Origin of the sequence: Petralouisia muris (assembly GCF_004793545.1) — a bacterium.
GTDB lineage: Bacteria > Bacillota > Clostridia > Lachnospirales > Lachnospiraceae > Petralouisia > Petralouisia muris.
Genome location: NZ_SRYA01000014.1, coordinates 1 through 18,499, shown reverse-complemented (window position 1 = coordinate 18,499; position 18,499 = coordinate 1). Strand labels below are relative to the sequence as shown.

Annotated in this window: 13 protein-coding genes; 5 read left to right on the top strand and 8 right to left on the bottom strand. The window is 43.9% G+C overall.

The annotated features are described in order from the left end of the window. Positions 1 to 4: 4 nt before the first annotated feature. The 8 genes from E5329_RS08570 to E5329_RS08535 all read right to left on the bottom strand — a co-directional run bounded on the left by E5329_RS08570 (position 5) and on the right by E5329_RS08535 (position 12,690). A complete protein-coding gene (locus E5329_RS08570) occupies positions 5 to 796 on the bottom strand; it encodes a glycosyltransferase family 2 protein (protein ID WP_275443130.1) in 792 nt (263 codons plus the stop codon). Beyond that, entirely contained in the window at positions 790 to 1,554 is a 765-nt protein-coding gene (locus E5329_RS08565) for a glycosyltransferase family 2 protein (protein WP_135989157.1), read from the bottom strand. Before E5329_RS08565 ends, E5329_RS08570 begins: the two co-directional genes overlap by 7 nt. Then, a complete protein-coding gene (locus tag E5329_RS08560; protein ID WP_135989156.1) occupies positions 1,551 to 2,966 on the bottom strand; it encodes a sugar transferase in 1,416 nt (471 codons plus the stop codon). Before E5329_RS08560 ends, E5329_RS08565 begins: the two co-directional genes overlap by 4 nt. 92 nt (positions 2,967 to 3,058) lie before the next feature. Then, positions 3,059 to 3,271 (bottom strand): DNA-directed RNA polymerase subunit M, encoded by a 213-nt coding sequence (locus E5329_RS08555; RefSeq protein ID WP_135989155.1) that lies wholly within the window; start codon positions 3,269 to 3,271, stop codon positions 3,059 to 3,061. 108 nt (positions 3,272 to 3,379) lie between these two features. Next, the gene (locus E5329_RS08550; RefSeq protein WP_135989154.1) at positions 3,380 to 5,224 is read right to left on the bottom strand and encodes a glycosyltransferase family 2 protein; all 1,845 of its coding nucleotides are present in this window, start codon (positions 5,222 to 5,224) and stop codon (positions 3,380 to 3,382) included. A gap of 10 nt (positions 5,225 to 5,234) precedes the next feature. After that, complete coding sequence (locus E5329_RS08545) at positions 5,235 to 8,207, bottom strand: hypothetical protein (protein ID WP_135989153.1); 2,973 nt, start codon at positions 8,205 to 8,207, stop codon at positions 5,235 to 5,237. Positions 8,208 to 8,226: 19 nt separating this feature from the next. Beyond that, on the bottom strand, positions 8,227 to 11,367 hold the full coding sequence (locus E5329_RS08540) for an N-acetylmuramoyl-L-alanine amidase (RefSeq protein ID WP_168356561.1): 3,141 nt from the start codon (positions 11,365 to 11,367) through the stop codon (positions 8,227 to 8,229). Between the two features lie 240 nt (positions 11,368 to 11,607). After that, complete coding sequence (locus tag E5329_RS08535) at positions 11,608 to 12,690, bottom strand: LCP family protein (protein ID WP_135989151.1); 1,083 nt, start codon at positions 12,688 to 12,690, stop codon at positions 11,608 to 11,610. Positions 12,691 to 12,963: 273 nt separating this feature from the next. On the opposite strand from E5329_RS08535, the gene E5329_RS08530 reads away from it, so the two are divergent. The 5 genes from E5329_RS08530 to E5329_RS08510 are packed head-to-tail and all read left to right on the top strand — an operon-like array spanning position 12,964 to position 18,455. Then, positions 12,964 to 14,106, top strand: a complete 1,143-nt coding sequence (locus E5329_RS08530) for a hypothetical protein (protein WP_135989150.1) — start codon at positions 12,964 to 12,966, stop codon at positions 14,104 to 14,106. Between the two features lies 1 nt (position 14,107). Further along, positions 14,108 to 15,175: a DUF6077 domain-containing protein gene (locus E5329_RS08525; RefSeq protein ID WP_135989149.1), complete on the top strand. Its 1,068-nt coding sequence runs from the start codon at positions 14,108 to 14,110 to the stop codon at positions 15,173 to 15,175. Positions 15,176 to 15,195: 20 nt separating this feature from the next. Beyond that, a complete protein-coding gene (locus E5329_RS08520) occupies positions 15,196 to 16,053 on the top strand; it encodes a hypothetical protein (RefSeq protein WP_135989148.1) in 858 nt (285 codons plus the stop codon). A 51-nt stretch (positions 16,054 to 16,104) separates the two neighbouring features. Further along, entirely contained in the window at positions 16,105 to 17,943 is a 1,839-nt protein-coding gene (locus E5329_RS08515) for a TIR domain-containing protein (protein WP_275443129.1), read from the top strand. 26 nt (positions 17,944 to 17,969) lie between these two features. Continuing rightward, positions 17,970 to 18,455, top strand: a complete 486-nt coding sequence (locus E5329_RS08510) for a hypothetical protein (protein ID WP_135989147.1) — start codon at positions 17,970 to 17,972, stop codon at positions 18,453 to 18,455. The last annotated feature ends 44 nt before the right edge of the window (positions 18,456 to 18,499 follow it).

The window sequence follows — 18,499 nt, the reverse complement described above, 5'->3', positions numbered from 1 at the left end:
TTTATCAACCGTTATTTTTCTTGAAATTTCCCAAAAACCCATGCCTTTTCTGTCGAATTTGTACAATTCTTATAAAAAAACAACAGAAAAAACGGAGACGGTTTCGTAACATTTTACCAATTCCATAATGTTTCATACTGGAATTATTATCTCCATGCCGACGGTATAGTAACAGCGGTTTTGACAAAAAACAGGATTTTCCAGCCGCATAATCTCCTAAAATTCCAATCCACTGATCATGCATCTCAATTTGGTTGGGAATGGGGAGAATGATCTCTTTCAATTCCTGGCGAAAAGCCATACAGCATCCTATATAACTATTTTTTACCAAATTTTTCCAAACGCCTGCCCCGGAATTTCGGAACTGAAAAAAAGATTCCATCACGATATTTTCCGGATCTATTCCTTCAAACACCTGGGCGTCGTGAATTACCACCGTAGCATTCTGCTTTTCAAATGCCTCCAGTACCTTTTCTGTCTTTTGGGGCATCCAGATATCATCCTGATCCGCCAGAAAGATATAGCGCCCTCTTGTCTGGCAAAGGGCGTGCTCCACATTTTTTTTGATTCCCCGGCCCGGTCCCTGGAACAGGCGAATTCTCTGATCTTTTTCTTGATATTTCCGGATGAGCTCAAGGGTATGGTCTTTCGAACCATCATCGGAAATCACCAATTCATCCCGGCTGCCCAGCTGATCCAGGATAGATTCTATCTGCTCTGTAAGATATCTTTCTCCGTTATAAGTCACCATGGCAACTGAAAGGCGTATCTTCCCTTCGGGCGCTTTTCCTACCACAATTTCCACCCCCATTTCTGAAAATACCGCACCATCGAAACCATGTGAATTTTCATCAGTTTTTTATCTTTATGGGAAGCGCGTTCCCATTTATGAATCACCGTAGTATCGGGACAATACCAAAGACTGCTGCATCCATTCACCTGCCTGCATAAATCCGCATCCTCCATATACATAAAATACCGCTCATCAAATCCGCCCATTTTCTGAAATAATTCCCTCCGGATCACAAGAAAGCTTCCCTGGGCAAAGGGCACAGGAAAAGGTTTTCCATAATCCATATCCTGCATGGTATGATAAGCCTGACGTTTCTTAAAATGAGAAGACAGAAACATGCGGATTCCCATATCAAAAACAGTTAGTTCCCGCCGATAAGCTGCCTGAAGCTCTCCCTTTGCATCTGTCATTCTGGGAACTGCCATCCCGCACCCTTTCTTTTCCATAAAATCCATGAGAATTGACAGGCTGTCTTCTGTCAGAATAATATCCGGATTTACAATGGCATGGTAGTTGGAATCCAGTCTGGAAAGGACATAATTATGGCCCGCCCCAAATCCTAAGTTTTTCCCCGGATTCAGATATATCACCTCCGGGTATTCTTCTTCCAGCTCTTTCAGTGAATTTTCCTGGGTGCTGTTGTCTACAATATATATTTTTCTGGAAATAGTGACAGCGGTACATTCCAGAATGGAACATACCGCATTTCTCACATCTTCTTCGTTATTATATGCTACTATCGTAATTGAAATATCTGTCATGACGACCCCTTACCTGTCAGCACTACGCCTATGGTCCGGAATAAAATCCGAATATCCATTCCCAGTGACCAGTTGGAAATATATTGAGTGTCCAGTGCCACAATCTCCTCAAAATTCTTAATATCGCTTCTTCCGCTGACTTGCCACATTCCCGTCAGCCCCGGCCGGATGCCCAGCCTTGCCTTATGATGCAGTTCGTACTGTACAAATTCTTCCTCTGTGGGAGGTCTTGTCCCAACCAGGCTCATATCCCCTTTCAGCACATTCCAGAACTGGGGAAGCTCATCAATGGAATATTTCCGCATGAATTTTCCAATTCCGAAAATCCTGGGATCGTCTTCCATTTTAAACATCAGTCCATCCATTTCATTCTGATCCATCAGTTCTTCTTTCATCCGATCCGCCCCTACAATCATTGTGCGGAATTTATAGAACTTGAATCTTCTGCCATTTTTCCCGATTCTGGTCTGCTCATAGAAGATAGGCCCCGGGGACTGATACTTAATAACCGGCGCAAAGACCAGAAAGGCAATGCCTGTCAGAAGCAGTCCCACCAGGCTTCCCAGAATATCCATTCCGCGTTTGATAAATACCTGTCTGGTGGTTGCAATCTTCATGCTTGTAGTCAGCACCATATATTTTCCGCACCGTTCCACCAATTTATTAGGCATCAGTCTGGACTCCCGAACCAGATTAAAATGAACAGTCAGCCCCAATTCCAACAGCTCATTGGCTAAAGCCTCACTGCTCTCCCTTGTATTGCCGTTGATAAAGATTTCATCCACTACATTAATGCGCACATATTCCAGAAAGCTGTCGGCGCACGCCACCACGGGAACCCCGCAGATTTCATCTCCAATCCGGTTTTTATCTACAATCACCACGCCGATAACTTCAAACTCCTTGTACCGGTCATGCTGAAAATCTGACACACATTCCTCCGCATAACATTCCTCTGTCACCACAAGCAGCTGGGAGAATTTCTTTCCTTTTATCATGCGCTGGCGGATATAAATTTTCCAAAGGCATCTGGAAAAGTATTCAATCACCACTGCAATTCCCCAGAACACAAAAATAACCTGCCTGGAATAAATCTCTGACTGCTTCGTAGCCCATACATAGACGGTAACTGCTGCAAATACAATACAGCAATGCATCAGAACTGCCTTTAATTCCTGCACCCTATTCCTCCGCAGGATTCCGGTATACGCTTCAAAAAAGAACACAACGCAAATATCCACAAGCAGCAGAACAACCGCCAGCCGATTATAATAATCCAGCAGAACGGGCAGCCTTCTTATATTTCCCAGACGGATCAGGCAGGAACTGTAAAAAGCAATCTCCAGGCAGATAATATCCAATATCAGAAAGTCCAGATGCTTCACCCAGCTCTTTTTCTGTCTTTTATACATAATCTTTCGTCCTCATTCTCCAAAGTTTACGGAACTATCATACACAATTCTTCAACAGGAAAACAATTGATATTCTATTAAAATTTTCTTAATTATTTGCTGTCCTGATTATTCATTTTATTCCGTATGTACAGCCAGCTGTCCGAGTAATCCTTCCTCTGCTGCTCATCCATTTCACTATACTGTGCAAAAGTAAGCTTAGAAGGAATCATTTTGATCCCTCCGCATTTATGGCAATTAATTTCTTTCCTTCTGGATACTGTTGTGATACCCCCGCATTCCGGGCAGATAAATACTTTCATCATATGTCTCTTCTCACATTCAACTCTGTATTTTCTTAGCTTCCAAATCTCAATTCATTCTATTGTAGCATTGAATCGGAAAAAGGGCAAGTTCTAATGAACTGACCCTTTTCACGGTTTTAATGCATAATTACACTTTTTCAGTGAAAAATTAGGATTATAGTAAGGATCGCCCTGCTTGAGAAGATCAATCCAGCGGATACGGATAAATTCTATTTCATCTCCAAATCTCCGTAATTTTTCTTCGGTATCTTCAGCTCCCCGGGTTTTTGACTCGTAATGATAAGCCTCCGCAAAGGGATCATATACCACCAGATAGCCGGCTTTCCCCGCCCTGAGACAAAAATCCAGGTCATTAAACGCCACCGTCAGTTCTTCTTCTAATCCATGAAGTTCTTCAAACACCTCTCTGGAAACCATCAGACAGGCTGCCGTCACTGCACTGTAATTGAGCTGTATGGCCGCCTTGTGGTAATACCCCTCCCGGCCCCGGGGCAGTCCCGGAAACATATTGGCCGCAATCCCGTCAATTCCCACCACGATTCCGGCATGCTGTATGGTATTATCCGGATAATACAGGCGAGCTCCTGTAATTCCCACTCCTGGCCTCTGGCAATTGCCCAGCAGTTCCTCTATCCAGCTTTCCGTGATAATTTCAATATCATTGTTGAGAAGAATCAAATAGCTGCCATCGGCATAAGACGCCCCAAAATTATTGATGGCGGAATAGTTAAAGCCGCTGTCCCAGACAACGATGCGGACTCTCTGACCTCCCGGCAGCTTCCCCTCTCTGCAGCTATCCTGACTGAAGGGCTGTTCTCCCAGCAGCTCCTGATAATAGGCAAAGATTTCCGGCTCTGTACTGTTATTCTCGATAATTATAATCTCATAGTTCTGATAAGAAGATTTCTGTATGGAATCTATGCAGCGCCGTAACACCGCTGCCTGATCCTTATTCGGAATCAGGATAGATACCAGGGGAGTTCCTTCCACAGCATATTTCACCCGGTAGAAGCCAAAATGGGGAAGCTGCATCACCTCTCCTTTTCTCCCTGTTCTTGCCAGATGCTCCTGCAGAGCCCGCTGTCCCGCCTCATACGCATAAGTTTTACTCAAAGGATTATCTGCAGTGGAATTGCTGTGCACCCGCCAGTGGTAGAGCACCCGGGGCACATGCCCCGTTTTTTTGGCAAGCTCTGTGCAGCGCAGAATAAAATCATAATCCTGGGCCCCGTCAAATTCTTTCCGGAAGCCTCCTGTTTTCTTCAGCACAGTGTTTTTCACACAGAGGAAATGGGTAATATAATTATTGGAGCACAGTAAATCCGGACTGAAGTCCGGTTTAAAGTGTGGTTTTTTGTGCTTCAGGCCCTGTCTGGTTTCCTCCACCTGATCTTCATCCGAATAAATCACTTCTACTTCCGGTTCCCGATTAATCAACGCTGTAATTTCATAAAAAGCTTCCGGGGCCAGCAAATCATCGTGATCCAAAAATCCGATCCACTCTCCCCGGGCTGCCTTAAGGCCTGCGTTGGTATTCTCCGAAATTCCAAGATTTTCCTTCAGGCGCTGATAATAAATTCTTTTTTCCTGATGGGATTCACAAAACTTTTGAACAATTTCTTCCACCTCACAAGAGGGTGTTGCGTCCATCAGACACAGCTGCCAGTTCTCATAAGACTGGTTCCGAACAGAATCCATCATTTCCACCAGATATTTTTCCGGCGTTCGGTAGCAGGGAACCACCACGCTGATCAAAGGACGGCAGGGCAGTTTCCTGCTCTGCCTTCTCTGACGGGCCAGTTCTTCTTCGCTTGCTCTGTATTTCTCAAACCAGGGACCGTAAGGCACCTGATCCGGCTCCAGTTTGTCACGGAGACGGTTAAAGAATGCCTTTGCCCCATAATGCTTAAAGTATTTGATCCCTTTTTTGATTCGATAGGGTGTAATCTTCATCTTTTTCCCCTTAATTTACCCGAATGCCTTTTTTCGCAGAGTACGTGGAATATTTCACTTTATTTTGATTCAGTGAATAGGCCCTGATTTTATAGTAATAGCTTTTCCCTGATTTCGTAGTTTTATCCGTCCAGGTAACCGTGGCGTTTTTCGTGATTTGTTTCACTTCTTTGTATTTGCCGTTTTTGGAGGATGCACGGTAAATCTTATAGCCGGCTGCATTGGCGTCCTTGCTCCATTTCAGCTTCACTGTTCCATTTTTCGTAACCTTAATCGAAGTGACCGCCGGCGTACTCAAGGCAGTTTTCACATTCATAACCTTGGAATAACTGGAAGATTTCGTTCCGGAAGCAGTTTTTACATAAGAACGAATCTTGTAGTAGTAAGTCTTTCCTGTACGAATGCTGCTGTCCGACCAGCTTACCGTTTTATTTTTTGTAATGGTCTTTACTTTCTTATACTTTCCATTTTTGGATGTAGCCCGGTAAATGTAATAGCCGTCTGCCTTGGAATCCCGATTCCAGGTTACTTTTATTTTTTTCCCTCCTGAAACGCTTACCTTTTTCAATTGAGGTTTTGCCATTTTAAGCGCTGCCTGTTTCACGGAAGTATAGGCAGAATAATAAAGCTTTCCGTTTACAGAGACATACCCGCGTACCCGGTAGCTGTAGGTATTTCCCGGCTTTACCGTTGTATTCTGGAAACTGGTGCCTGTGATGGTCTGGATACAGGTATACTTGCCGCTGCCTGTTTTCCGGTAAATCTTGTAGCCGTCTACAGATTTCTTCTTCCAGGACATCTCAATGGTTCTGTAATTCTTAATCTTAAATTTACTCCAGGTAGTGGCCGGAATAGTAAGATCAATGTTCTTTACCTCCGAATAAGCGGAGTACTTGTTCCCATCGCTGAATTTCAGGTAGGCCCGTACTTTGTAATTATACACTTTCCCTGGAGTCACCCCACTGTCCTCATAGGAACGGGTTCCTGCCGTACTGATGGTCTTTATTTTCTTATAGCTGCCGCTTCCCTCTGCACGGTAAATCTGATATCCCTGGGCCGCTGCAACCTCATTCCAGGACAGCTTTACAAGGCCATATCCGCTCTTCTCTGCTTTCAGGACAGGCTGGCTCAGGTTTTCTTCCGGCTTGGGGCAGGGAGACGAAGGCATATTATTGTACACCGGAACCTTAAACACAAACTTATTGTCTAACGCTCCCATGTCCGCATAGCCTTTTCGGACGCTTCTTCCCTCACTGTCTGCCGCCAGAAGATTCTGCATATACTGATGCCAGTACAGGCCGTCATAGGAAGCATCCACGTCAAATTTCTGCAGATAAAAGGTATCCTGTCCTCTGGTAATGTACTTGGAGGACACCTTCTCAGCGCCGCCCTGCAGGGCTTTATAGCGGGTATTCCATCCAGCGGTTTTGGCTTCTGTCAAGCCGCTTCTGATTACCTCATCGCCGATTCCGGTTGCGCCCATGTTAAAATAATTATAGTATCCCTGATATCCGGGATAGGTACCGGAAATCAGAGAAGAATTCCCCTTCACCCCCTGCTCCTGACGCACACGGCTGGCAAGGAAATAAGGGCTTACCTTCAGTTCCTTGCCAATCTGTATAAACGCCTGGGCATAGGTAATTCCGCCGCCGGAACCATCCTCCAGCTTCTTGTTGCTCATGAAGGTTCCGCTTAAAATCTTCTCTACGCCGGATTCGGTATGGTAACTGCTGTAAGTCAGCTGCTCAAACTGAAACGCCGACTCTTCTGTCAGGAAATTCCTGGGATCTAAATAATGTTTTACAATGGCTTCCGACGCCTGCACCCAATTGGTTCCGTTTTTAATCACCCATTGACCAGTGCTCATGTTGTAATCCTTGGGTTCCGTCGACTTCCAGGTGTCCGGCTGATAGGTTTCCACCAGATTCCGGCTGTCTTCCATTTCATTTTTCAATACCTCTGCCCATTCCAAGCCTGTGTTCATGGGCACAAAAGTCCAATTGGGATGAGCCTGAATTAATTTCTGAATGGCACTCTGATAACTTGCGGGAAAAGCGGATAACTGGGTGCTTCCCTTTGCACTTCCCCTTGTGAACGTCCGGGCCGCCATTCCTCCTCCCAGATACTGCTCTTCCCATTCCGCCAGCCTGGCGTCCTGGGTTACCACATATTCACTCTGTATGTAACCGATGTATTCTTTATCATTGACAGCAAAAGCAATCTGATACCATACTCCGTCGTCCTGAAGCTTCACACCCGTCAGCTTTACCTGCCAGCCGCTGGTAAGCTCCTGAACCACCGCTGATTCCGGGGACGGTTCCTGATAAATTGGAAATGCAATATCATTAGTGAGGGTTCCATACATCTCATATTCTTCTAAAAATTTTGCAAATGCCTGTTCTGCCTGAGTTCTGGCTTCTTCCTCCAGATTCTCTGCTGCATCCCCAGGTTCTGACAGCGTATCCGTTTCCGACCGGAGTTCTTGTTCCTTTTTTACGCCATCTGCCGTATCTTTCTGCGCTATATTCTCAGAATCTTCCTGTTCTGGCTCTTCTGCAAGATCCTCTGGTTCTGGCTCCTGCGGGGTACCTGACGGATTCTCCTGTTCTGGCGCCTCTGACGGATTCTCCGGTTCTGGCGTACCTGACGGATTCTCCGGTTCATTCTCTCCCGGAGCCTCTGATGGATGCTCCGGTTCCGTTCCCTCCTGTATACCAGAAGGATTTCCTGTTTCTGCCGCTTCCTGTGTGCCGGAAGAATTATCTGATTCCGGCTGTTCTGTCACCTTTGACAGATTCTCACTTTTATCTTCCGAAGTCTGTGCACTCTCTTCTTCTGCATTGCCAAGCTCCTGCCCGGCCGTCTCCGTCTGGATTTCCTGCTGCGCCCCATATACCGGACTGGCTGCTTTGCAGATATCAGCGGAAAGTATGGCAGCCATCAACAGCACTGCGGCAATTTTTCTGCCTTTTCCTGTTCTCATATCATTCTTCCTTTCCTTTTCAGATATCAACCTGTGCATCCACCGGATCTGTCTCGTCTCCACTGCCGGTGAATTCTCCGTTATCTCCAATAGCCGCTACTTTATAATAATAAACCGTTTCCGGCAAAGCAGTGTCATCCGTATAGGTACATACACTTTTACCGGTCACTTCTGCGATGCTCTCATAACCGCTTTCTTCCTCTGTACTTCTGTAAATCTCATATCCCACCGCTTTCTTGACTTTTTCCCAGGACAGCTTGATCTGCCCGGCCTGGGATGTGACAGTCAAATTATCCGGCGACTCCAGCACCCATTTTTCCAATGCGCTTGTAAAACTTCCATACCCTGTATACTTTCCATTTTTAATGGGTCTGATTTTGTAGTAATACCGGTTTCCCACCACTGCCGTAGTATCAGTATAAGAAAGAGTGGAGCCCGACAGCTTTACAATTTCCTTATAAGGCCCTCCTGCTTCCTCACTGCGCATAATCTGATAGCTGTTTGCGCCGGGTACTTTCCGCCAGTCTATGATGAGCCCATTCTCGCCTGTCTCCATGGTAACGCCTGTGACCTTTCTTAAATTCCTTGCAGTCACCGGCTTGGAATTGCCGCTGTAATTGGATATGCCGTTTATCTTTACCACGCTTTCCACTACATAGTAATATGTTTTTCCGGCGGAAACTGTTTTGTCTGTATATTTGACCGTTTTATTTTTCGAAATATTTGCCACAACCTGATAGGCGCCATTTTTTGATGTGCTGCGCTTAATTCGGTAGCCTGTGGCCTTATAATCACGGTTCCAGGCCACTTCCATACTGCCGCTGCTTTTGGATCTTGCATATGCCATGGTGGCGCCGGTAATGGTGGAGCCTGAAACCGCCTTGCAATAACCACTATAGCCATTTTTTTTGTTAACCCGATTTATCACCTGTACTTTATAATAGTATTTCTTTCCAGTGGTTAATTTTTTGTCCACATAACTGGTGGCACTTCCAGATTTTATAGTTGCAACAGTTTTGTACTTGCCATTTTTGGAAGTGCTTCTCTGGATACGGTAACCGTATGCCTTAGAAATCTTCGTCCACTTTATCTCCAGTGAAGTGCTGGTTTTAGAGCTGACGCTTAAGATCTTCGTCTTCTTTACTGCCCAGCCGGAATAAACAGCGGAATAACTGCTGTAACCGGTTTTCTCTCCACCCCTGACCCGAAGCTTATAATAATATGTAGTCTGAGCCTTCACATTTTTATCACTGTAAGCTGTTTTTCCTGATTTTAATGTGGCAATCTTGGTATAAGTTCCATCCTTTGCATCGCTGCGAAACAGCTCATATTTTGATGCATCTGCAACCTGATTCCAGGTAATATCCACCTGAGCGCTTGACACAGACGCTACCTTCGTAATTTTCGGTTGTGTCAATGCCTTGCCCACATGAACAGCGGACAGCTCTGATTCTGATCCATCCTCAAACACGGCGCACACTTTATAATAATATGAAGTCCCTGCTGTTACAGTGCCGTCGTCATACTTTGCATTAGCGGTAGTTCCCACCTTAGTGTAAGTTCCATTCTCTGAAGCGCTCCGGTGTATCTGATACGAAACCGCCTCTGGAACCTTGTTCCAGATAATTCTTAACTGGGTGCTGCTTCTGGACTGGATGGAGGAAATCTCCGGCGCATCCTTTGTATTTCCAACGCCTCCGTCTTCTCCTTTCAACGCCAATCCATAATATGCGGCAATTCCCTGTGCGTCTGCAATCCCCAGTTTGTTTAGTTTTGCATCCGAATTCAAAAACTGGCTGACATCTCCGGAATTGCTTAAAAATGCATGTTCAATCAGCACTGCCGGAAAACCTGCCAGCTTACTTCTTCTTATAATTGCAAGATAATCTGCCAGAGAACCATCCGGATACTGGGTATTTGTCTCTGAATTGCGGATTAAAACTCCGCTGGCCCAAGTAGACAATCCCAATGCCGCCAATTTCTGATAAATTGCTGTTGCAAGACCTTTCCCTTCTGCGCCGATGGCGGGCCGATAATTGCTGTTAGGATAATAAACCCCTACCCCCTTCGCACTGCTGCTGGCGCTTGCATTCAAATGAAAGCTTACGTAAACATCCGCTCCTTTCGCTGCGGCAAATTCTACTCTTTTGGCATTACAGGTTCCGGAGTCCACAATTGCGCCTCCATTGGGGCAGCTTTGAGTCTCTCTTGTCATGTAAATTGTGATTCCGCCGTATTTCTCCAGCTCTGTTTTGCAATATTTGGCAATTTTCAACACCAGATCCTGTTCCTTATATCCATGATAGGATGCTCCGGAATGAGTGCTGTCATGCCCCGGGTCCAGCACAATTATCATGTTCTTCGCACCCCGGGTCTTGATATTTGGAGAAAGACCAAGATCCCCTTCGGCCTGGCCCAGAATATTTGAGACTGTATTCTCTGAAACAGAATTGCCGTTCTCATCCATCGTCACTACATTGGCTTCCACTTCTTCTAGCAATTCCTGATCCAAAAGCACCTCATCCGGCTCCGTCTCCACCGTCTGATTCACGCCATATACCACTTCCATGTCTGTTTCGTTCAGAACCACACGGTATGACTGGCCGTTCTGTGCCCAGGTAAGCTCTGTCAGTTCGTAAATCCCTGCCTGTTCCTCACTCTGGTATTCCATGGAAAAGCGCGCCATATTCCCAGCAATTTTTGCTGCCTCAGCCGTAAATTCCTGCCCGGTTGTCCGGTTCCGATACCAAAGCTTGGCTGTCTCCAACACACTTCCTTCTTCTCCCAGGCTGACTGCCACATTTTGTACCCCTGGTGTCTGAATAAAATCATTTTCCTGCATAATAAAATTCAAAACGCCCGGTTTCTCTGTGTTTTCCTGCAGTTCTTTTGTATCATTTACAGATTCTTCTGTATCTTCCGTGATTTCTTCTGTATTTTCTTCCGGTTTATCTGCATTATCGGTGATTTCTTCTGTATTTCTCTCCAGTTTTCCTGCATCATCCGTGATTTCTTCTGTGCTGATAAGCCCGCTTTCCACCTTTACCGGCTTTGCTGCCGCTTCCTCCCCCTGATACGCCTGTGCCTGCATACCCATAGAAGTAACCATCATACATACCGATAAAAGGGCTGCCGCTATTCGTTTTGATGCTTTCATCATTGTACACTCCATTTCTGTTCAAACTCCTTTTGTGCATCTTGTCATCTCGGGTCGTTTTTTATCGTAACATAATTTTTTCTCCCGCACAACCATCTTCCAAAAACTTACAAAAATTTCACATTTAATATGCCTGCGGCCACCCAAAAAGGATTCCGCAGGCACAAGCTTTCATTTTTAATAATAAGATGGAATGCCTTGCAGCCCGCAGCAGTAAGAGCGGACACATAGACAGCTTACCTATTAATATCCGGTATTGGACTGGATAGCAGCGCTGACACTCTGAACGGTTTCTGAAGGAGTATAAGCCTCATTGTCATACAAAAACAGATGAAGCTGCGCCACATTTTCTGCCAGATTAACCGGAACCACTGCGTCCCCAGCACTTCCTACATTCCCAGGGGTTACTTTTTCAAATGGAAAACCTGTATTCTCTCCCATATGGTACTTGGTGACATTTCCTGCAAGGCCTAACAGCTCCGTCATACTTAAACTAGTGGAAATCTGCGGCAGCATTTTGTCCAGAAGGGCATTCAAGGTCATTAAATCACACTGCTTTGCCTTCTCAAACATCTTGGTAATTACCGTACGCTGACGCTCGGTCCGCTGATAATCCAGACCTACATAACGGATTCTTGCATAAGAGGTCGCCTGTACTCCATCCACATGAACATTTTCTCCTGGGGATACCGGACCGCTGTTATGGCCGGTTACTTCATTGGTTTCCACAATGTAGCCGTTGAGCCACTCTGCCTCCTCTGCTGTAATATCCAGTTCAATGCCGCCCAATGCGTCAATGGCATCCACCAACGCGCTGAAATCCACACTGACATAATCTGTAATATCCAGATCCAGATTCTTATTCAGCATCTCGATGGCCTGCTTGGGCCCGCCGTTGGCATAAGCTGCATTTGCTTTGCGGAAATTGTTATCTCCAATATCCAGATAGGTATCCCGATAAACGGACGCCATCCGGATCTCGCCTGATTTCTTATTAACACTTACCACAATAATCGTATCACTGTTTCCTCTTTCAAAATTCCCTGTGGAACGGTTGTCCAGGCCAAACAGGGCAATATTGTCATAACCCTCCAGTGTCTTCTGGGTATCCACAGATAAATCATTTATCTTAACATCCTTATCCTTGATGTCAATTCTTCCCATTTTGCCGTATTTACTCCAGACATATGCCGCCACCAATCCAAACAGCGCAAGGATTACTGCCAGTATCACAAGTATGATCTTCCTCTGCTGACGCTTCTTCCGGTTGGTTTTCTTCTTTTTCTTTCTGCCATATTCTGCCTGGTTCCCTGTATTTCTCGCCATGTTCCTGTCCTCCTTACCAGTTTCTCATCTCTTGGCGTCTGCCGTTTTCTTATTCTAATATTTTATCCTTTTTCCTGCTGTTTTCATACTGATTCTTTGTGAGTATAACATAAAACCAAGTGTTTTTCTACACATATTTTCCATTTCTTCTATTGCTTTCCTGCTTGATGTACGGTAAACTAGGCATGATAATAGTAACAGCAGCATATGGCAAGTTCGCAATGCATGGCACTGCCAACTAACAACAAAAGCGAAAGAATTCGGGGTATTAATATGAAATCTGTTTTTAATAAATATTTAACTTATTGCAAATTACACGCTTTTTTGACTATTTTGTTCCTTTTCCTGTTGTTTGCAGCTCATTGGATACCGGAAGAAAGGATTCTGGCCCATTCCACCTCTTTTCTTCCCCATAATCCGGAATATTCCACACTCTGGAACAGCCTGCTGGGACAGGACAGCGGTTATCGCTGGAACGGAATCCAGGCATTGTTCCGTCCGCTGTTATATCTGTTCGGTCCGGCGCAGATCCGCTATTTATGCATGATTGCTTTTTTTCTGCTGCTTTTTGGCGCGGCCCTCCAAATCAGCAGAAAATTATCTCCCCCTTTTGGATTTCTGCTCCTCTTTTCTTTTTTGTGGGCAGATATTCTGCCGGTGTCTTACTCCCTGCTTCAGGCGGGCTGTTTTTTGATTACTTTTGCAGCTATCCTGTTTCTGCTTGGGAAAACCTCGCTCTATGAAAGAGAAGACCCGAACTTTTTATACCTGACCTTTTATGCCATCGGAGCAGTTACTGTTTTTCTGGATTCCGGTACGATTCCGGTTCTTACACTGGGAATTCCCCTCACAATTGCATTTCTTTCCATCCGAAAGTTCAGCAATAGTACGGACATCCGCAAAAAACTGATATTTTGCTCCTTTTTTTGGGGACTGGGCTGTCTGTTTATGACAGTCACCAAATGGCTGTTCACGGTTCTGGCTACAGGAAAAAATCTTTTTCCAGAATATTTAAAACGGCTGTGGGATGAGAATTTTGGCGCTGTCCATTCCCTGCCCCAGTTCTTTCTGTCCCTGTACAATAATCTGAGAGAATTTCTCTCCCGGCCAGACTTTGGAATAAAAACACTGGCAATTCTGCTGCTGATTTTGACTGCAGCATACCTGACCTTTTTTATCATGGGGCACAGAATAAAACGGGCCTGCTTAGCGCTGCTTCCCCTTGCTTTTATCAGTCTGCTGCCTTTATTATTTTATTTGTTTGCCCCAGCCCGGGGGCTGACCCGTCCTGTTCTTACATCCCGGGCGCTGATTGCATCCATGTACCCCATTTTACTGCTTCTTCACGGTATGCTGGACACGGAACGCATCAGCCATAAACTGCATACTGCCATGAAATCACTCTGGAGGAATTGATATGAATTACTATCTGTTATGTTTGGGAATTATTCTTTTTTATCTGATCTTCAGCTATATGCTGGGAGATTTATTTCTGCATATGGTATCCTCCCAAGAGCAGTCTTTCTCTTACCGGATTCTGTTGGGATTTTTCTGCTATTTTCTCCTGTTCCAGTTCCTTGCAATTCCGCTGAAGCTGACGCTGCAGCCTTTGTCCCTGTTGACAAAAATCTGGTGCTTTGTCCTTCTGGCAGTGATTGTACTGTTTTTTATCCTTCGCCGGAAGTCCTTCACAGATAAGAAAATCTATCTCCGGGAGCTTTTGGCAAAACATCACTGGATACTTTTTCTTCTGGTTTTCATCATTCTGATTCAGCTTGTTCTGATAAATTACAATGGAGAAACTTATGCGCTCTGGGATCAGTCGTACTATATCGGCGACGTAAGCGCTTCCGTATACACGAACTCTATTAGCCAGTATGACCCTTATACTGGTGCACTGCTCAAAAAATTAAATGCGGAATATCTGCTGGAAACCTATCAGAATCACAGCGCAGTCCTTTGCCAGCTGCTTAAAATCCCTCCACTGATGGAAACCAGAACTGCCGAAGCTTCTTTAATGGTAATTCTTGCCAACCTGATTTACTATCAGCTTGGCCTGCAGCTTTTTGGAAAAAACCACCGAAAAAAAAGCGTTTTCTTTGTTTTTTTTCTGTTCTGGCTAAACCTGTTCAGCTTTAACCTTTTCACCAGCGCAGAATTTTTATTCTTCCGGGCTTTTGAAGGGAAAACCATTCTCGCCTGCATCATCCTGCCAATGGTCTTTCTCCTATTTTTGAAAATTGCCGGAAACCACCTGGAACGCAGTCACTGGCTGGAATTGTTCTTGGTTATATTCGCAAGCTTTGGGCTGAATATGTCTGCGATTTATATGCTGCCCTTTGAACTCAGCATCTGCCTGATTCCCTTAGGGCTCTCGAAAAAAAGTTTTTCGGTCTGGATCCGGTATGCCATCTGCCTGATTCCCTGTATCCTGTACAGCGGGGCATATCTTTTAACCAAACATTACTTCTTTTTCTACACATAGGATTTACACACAGGAGGTGTATGATGCAGAATTTGTATGAACTTGGAATGGATTTCCTGAATAAAGCTTTTGATGATTCTTTTTCCAATATAGAATTCTTTTTCCTTGCCTATGTACTGGCTCTTGCCGTATTCTGGTTCCAGAAAAAACAGAACCTGAAATCATTCTTTGTTTATCCGGCTCTGTTTGCATTTTTTACGGTATTTAATCCCTATCTTATGATACCGATTGCGGATAAAATCGGCCTTGCCCCCAGAATCCGGCGGATCTACTGGCTTCTTCCGGTGAACCTGGTGCTGGCCTTTGCCACAACATGGCTGGTTTATGCGCTGTCCAAACGTTGGAAGCAGGCCATCGCCGTAATTCTGTGTCTTATTGCCGCTGCATTTTTCGGGGAAAACCAATGGGCGCATATGATTCCTGCTGAAAATAGCTTTAAAATTAAAAACGAAACCATTGAAATCGCCGATATAATTGAAAAAGACGCCGATACCGCAGATCCAAAATCCTGTCTCTTTGCGGATTTGCAGTTATTAGAGCTGCGGCAGTATGACCCATCTCTCTTAAATGTCATCCGAAGAAAAGATATGGCGGACTGGCCGGTAAACCCCGCAGATCCAGACTGGGTTCAGCGGGTTCTGAATAAGAAAAACAGCCGGCGGATTCTGACGCTGGTATTGTATTACGGGCTTACGATCGATCCGGCTGTCTTCGAGGAATATATGGAAAAGCATCAGATTCAGTATGTGATTCCCAATAAGGATAAAGGACTTCGAGAATATTTTGGGAATATGGGATATGAACTGGTGGGGGAGACGGAGAATTTTGAAGTGTTTCGTGTAGAGCAGCCGCACACTGCTGGCTTCCTTGGCAGTTGATGGAAAAACGTCGAGTGCCCTCTGCCTTGTACCGCATTATGGAGGAGAATCATGAAAGTAATTTTTTGCGAACCACAGTTAACAATGCAAACAATTGACAATGCAAATGCTTTTTTTGCGTCATGCCGTGAAATTTTAGATACCTATGTAACAAACAAATTATATATTTCGACAGATTTTCAAATGGCCCAGCTTTTGGCAGACACTGCCGACACCAATGATATTTTCATTTTTTTCAATTCAGAAAAAGGCTCTTATCAAGAGAATTTCCTCAAACTGCTAAAAAAATACACGGATGTCCAAAGCAGAATATGGGCAATTGCTATGGAAAAAAATCCGGAATGCAGACGTCCTCCAGAGCCCGTATCCGACAAACAGAGTTTTGATGTATCCTGCCGGAATGAGAACCGAACCCCGCTGAAAAACAACATGAGGGCAATTGCACAGATTTTTGCCAGAAAAATTATTGCTCAAACTCTTTCGCCCCTCTATCGTGACGAAGTTTTATATTTTATCAGCCACCGACGCATTGACGGAGAACATATAGCGGCAAAGCTTGCAGATGAACTGAAGCATTTAACAAGGGAACGGAATGTTTACCGGGATGTGGTTCATGTGGAGGTGGGAGACGACGCCCAGAAAGACATTGATATCAATCTCGCCACAAGTGATGTGCTGATATTTCTGCAGACAGAGGAAGCGCAGAATTCTCCTTATATTATGAAAGAATTATGCTACGGGCTTATTTATGATATCCCTATTTTGTGGATTCAAATTGATAATGCATCTTATTCCAATATGGAAATACATCCAGGAGAACAACCCATGCTTCGCTACAAAAGTGAAGAGTTTGACTGTCAGGAACGGTTAATTGAGATTGCAGATGAGATTGAAGAAAAATGTTTTCAGCTTATCATGAACTCATCCAATCAGGTATTCTCTCATATTGAATATCTAAGGGATTTAGACGATGCAAAAAAGATTAAATTAATAGGGGATAAAAACGCCATATTGGCCTATGAAGTAGAGTATAAAGAACAAACAAAGGATATCTATGACAAAGGAATTAAAAAACATTATATTCAGTGTTTTGGAAGAAATCCTCAAAAAAGCGACATAGACAAGTTTATTCAAAAGGTAAAACAAGAAAATACATACGAAAAAAGCGACCGGTTATTCCTGCTTTCCACCCATGGACAGCGTGAAAAGTCCATGGGCGATGCGAAAGTCACAGAAGAAAATTTTGATGATTATATTATAAATCTTGAAAATGTATCCGGTGTGAAACGGCAAAAACGCAATAAGAGGATTATTCTCTCAGGAGCTTTCCCAGACTGTGATGAGATTTACAAAAATTCTTTGTTAGAAGCAGTCCTGGTATACTCCAGAGAAATCATTAAAAATGGATATACATTGGTTTTCGGAGCCCATCCAACCTTTCAAAAACTTATCTTTGACATTGGGAAATTATATGCATCCGATCTCAGGTATTCCATCGAAATGCACATGGACAAAACATACCTTCCTGGATATAATTTAAAAGAATTGGAAGAAAAATGCACGCTTGTACTTTCAGACGGATTGCAGGAAATGCGTGAAACTATGATTTGCAGCAAAAAAAGCGAACTGCTAATTTGCCTCGGCGGAAAAATAAAAGAAGATAAAGCTGAGCAGGGAGTGGACATCGAAGTAAAGCTGGCAAGACACGTGAATCTTCCAGTCGCTTTAGTGGGAACAGTGGGAGGACGTTCCAGTGAATACGCTTATGAAATGATTCAAAAAGATGATTGGTCTGACTTAAATTCCTGGGATAAGGATTTCAACGAAAGTCTGTTTTACAATGTGAATCATCGCCTGATGATTCGGCGGCTGTTAAATGCCATAGATTGAAAAAAGAAGGAGATGTACACAAGAAAATGTATGCAGGTTTTAACTTAACCATTAATAATGACAATATATTTGATACATACGAGTCTGATAAAGGAGAACTATATTCCAAATGCGGAAGGAAACTATATGAAGATCTAAAAAAATATTCACTCGAAAATTTAAAGCAAATTATCAATAAAGATCTCATTGACGGAGATACATTGCAAAATATGTGGTTTCCGAATGAATTTTCTGCTTATGATAATTTTATTTTTGTTTCCCACTCACACAATGATAAAAACACTGCAATAAAATTAGCGGGTTATTTGAAAGCAAAATTTAATATATGTTCCTTTATCGACTCCTGCGTTTGGGGTCACATAGATGAATTAAATAAGATACTAAATGATTGCAGCAAAACTTCATTGGGCAACTGTTATGGATGTAATTGTGATGATTTTTCGTATAATTTGTCTTATGTTCATATGATGTTAACTTCAGCGCTGATGACAATGATTGATAGTAAACGGTAAAACGCGAGTACCTATACAAAACTGGAGCAAACCTGTATGATAGT

Excerpts from the sequence above, each read along its gene's own strand:
- E5329_RS08535 (WP_135989151.1), bottom strand. The coding sequence starts at position 12,690 with ATGGCGAGAAATACAGGGAACCAGGCAGAATATGGCAGAAAGAAAAAG.
- E5329_RS08545 (WP_135989153.1), bottom strand. The coding sequence starts at position 8,207 with ATGAGAACAGGAAAAGGCAGAAAAATTGCCGCAGTGCTGTTGATGGCT.
- E5329_RS08565 (WP_135989157.1), bottom strand. The coding sequence starts at position 1,554 with ATGACAGATATTTCAATTACGATAGTAGCATATAATAACGAAGAAGAT.
- E5329_RS08510 (WP_135989147.1), top strand. The coding sequence starts at position 17,970 with ATGTATGCAGGTTTTAACTTAACCATTAATAATGACAATATATTTGAT.
- E5329_RS08550 (WP_135989154.1), bottom strand. The coding sequence starts at position 5,224 with ATGAAGATTACACCCTATCGAATCAAAAAAGGGATCAAATACTTTAAG.
- E5329_RS08555 (WP_135989155.1), bottom strand. The coding sequence starts at position 3,271 with ATGATGAAAGTATTTATCTGCCCGGAATGCGGGGGTATCACAACAGTA.
- E5329_RS08520 (WP_135989148.1), top strand. The coding sequence starts at position 15,196 with ATGATGCAGAATTTGTATGAACTTGGAATGGATTTCCTGAATAAAGCT.
- E5329_RS08530 (WP_135989150.1), top strand. The coding sequence starts at position 12,964 with ATGAAATCTGTTTTTAATAAATATTTAACTTATTGCAAATTACACGCT.
- E5329_RS08515 (WP_275443129.1), top strand. The coding sequence starts at position 16,105 with ATGAAAGTAATTTTTTGCGAACCACAGTTAACAATGCAAACAATTGAC.
- E5329_RS08540 (WP_168356561.1), bottom strand. The coding sequence starts at position 11,367 with ATGATGAAAGCATCAAAACGAATAGCGGCAGCCCTTTTATCGGTATGT.
- E5329_RS08560 (WP_135989156.1), bottom strand. The coding sequence starts at position 2,966 with ATGTATAAAAGACAGAAAAAGAGCTGGGTGAAGCATCTGGACTTTCTG.
- E5329_RS08525 (WP_135989149.1), top strand. The coding sequence starts at position 14,108 with ATGAATTACTATCTGTTATGTTTGGGAATTATTCTTTTTTATCTGATC.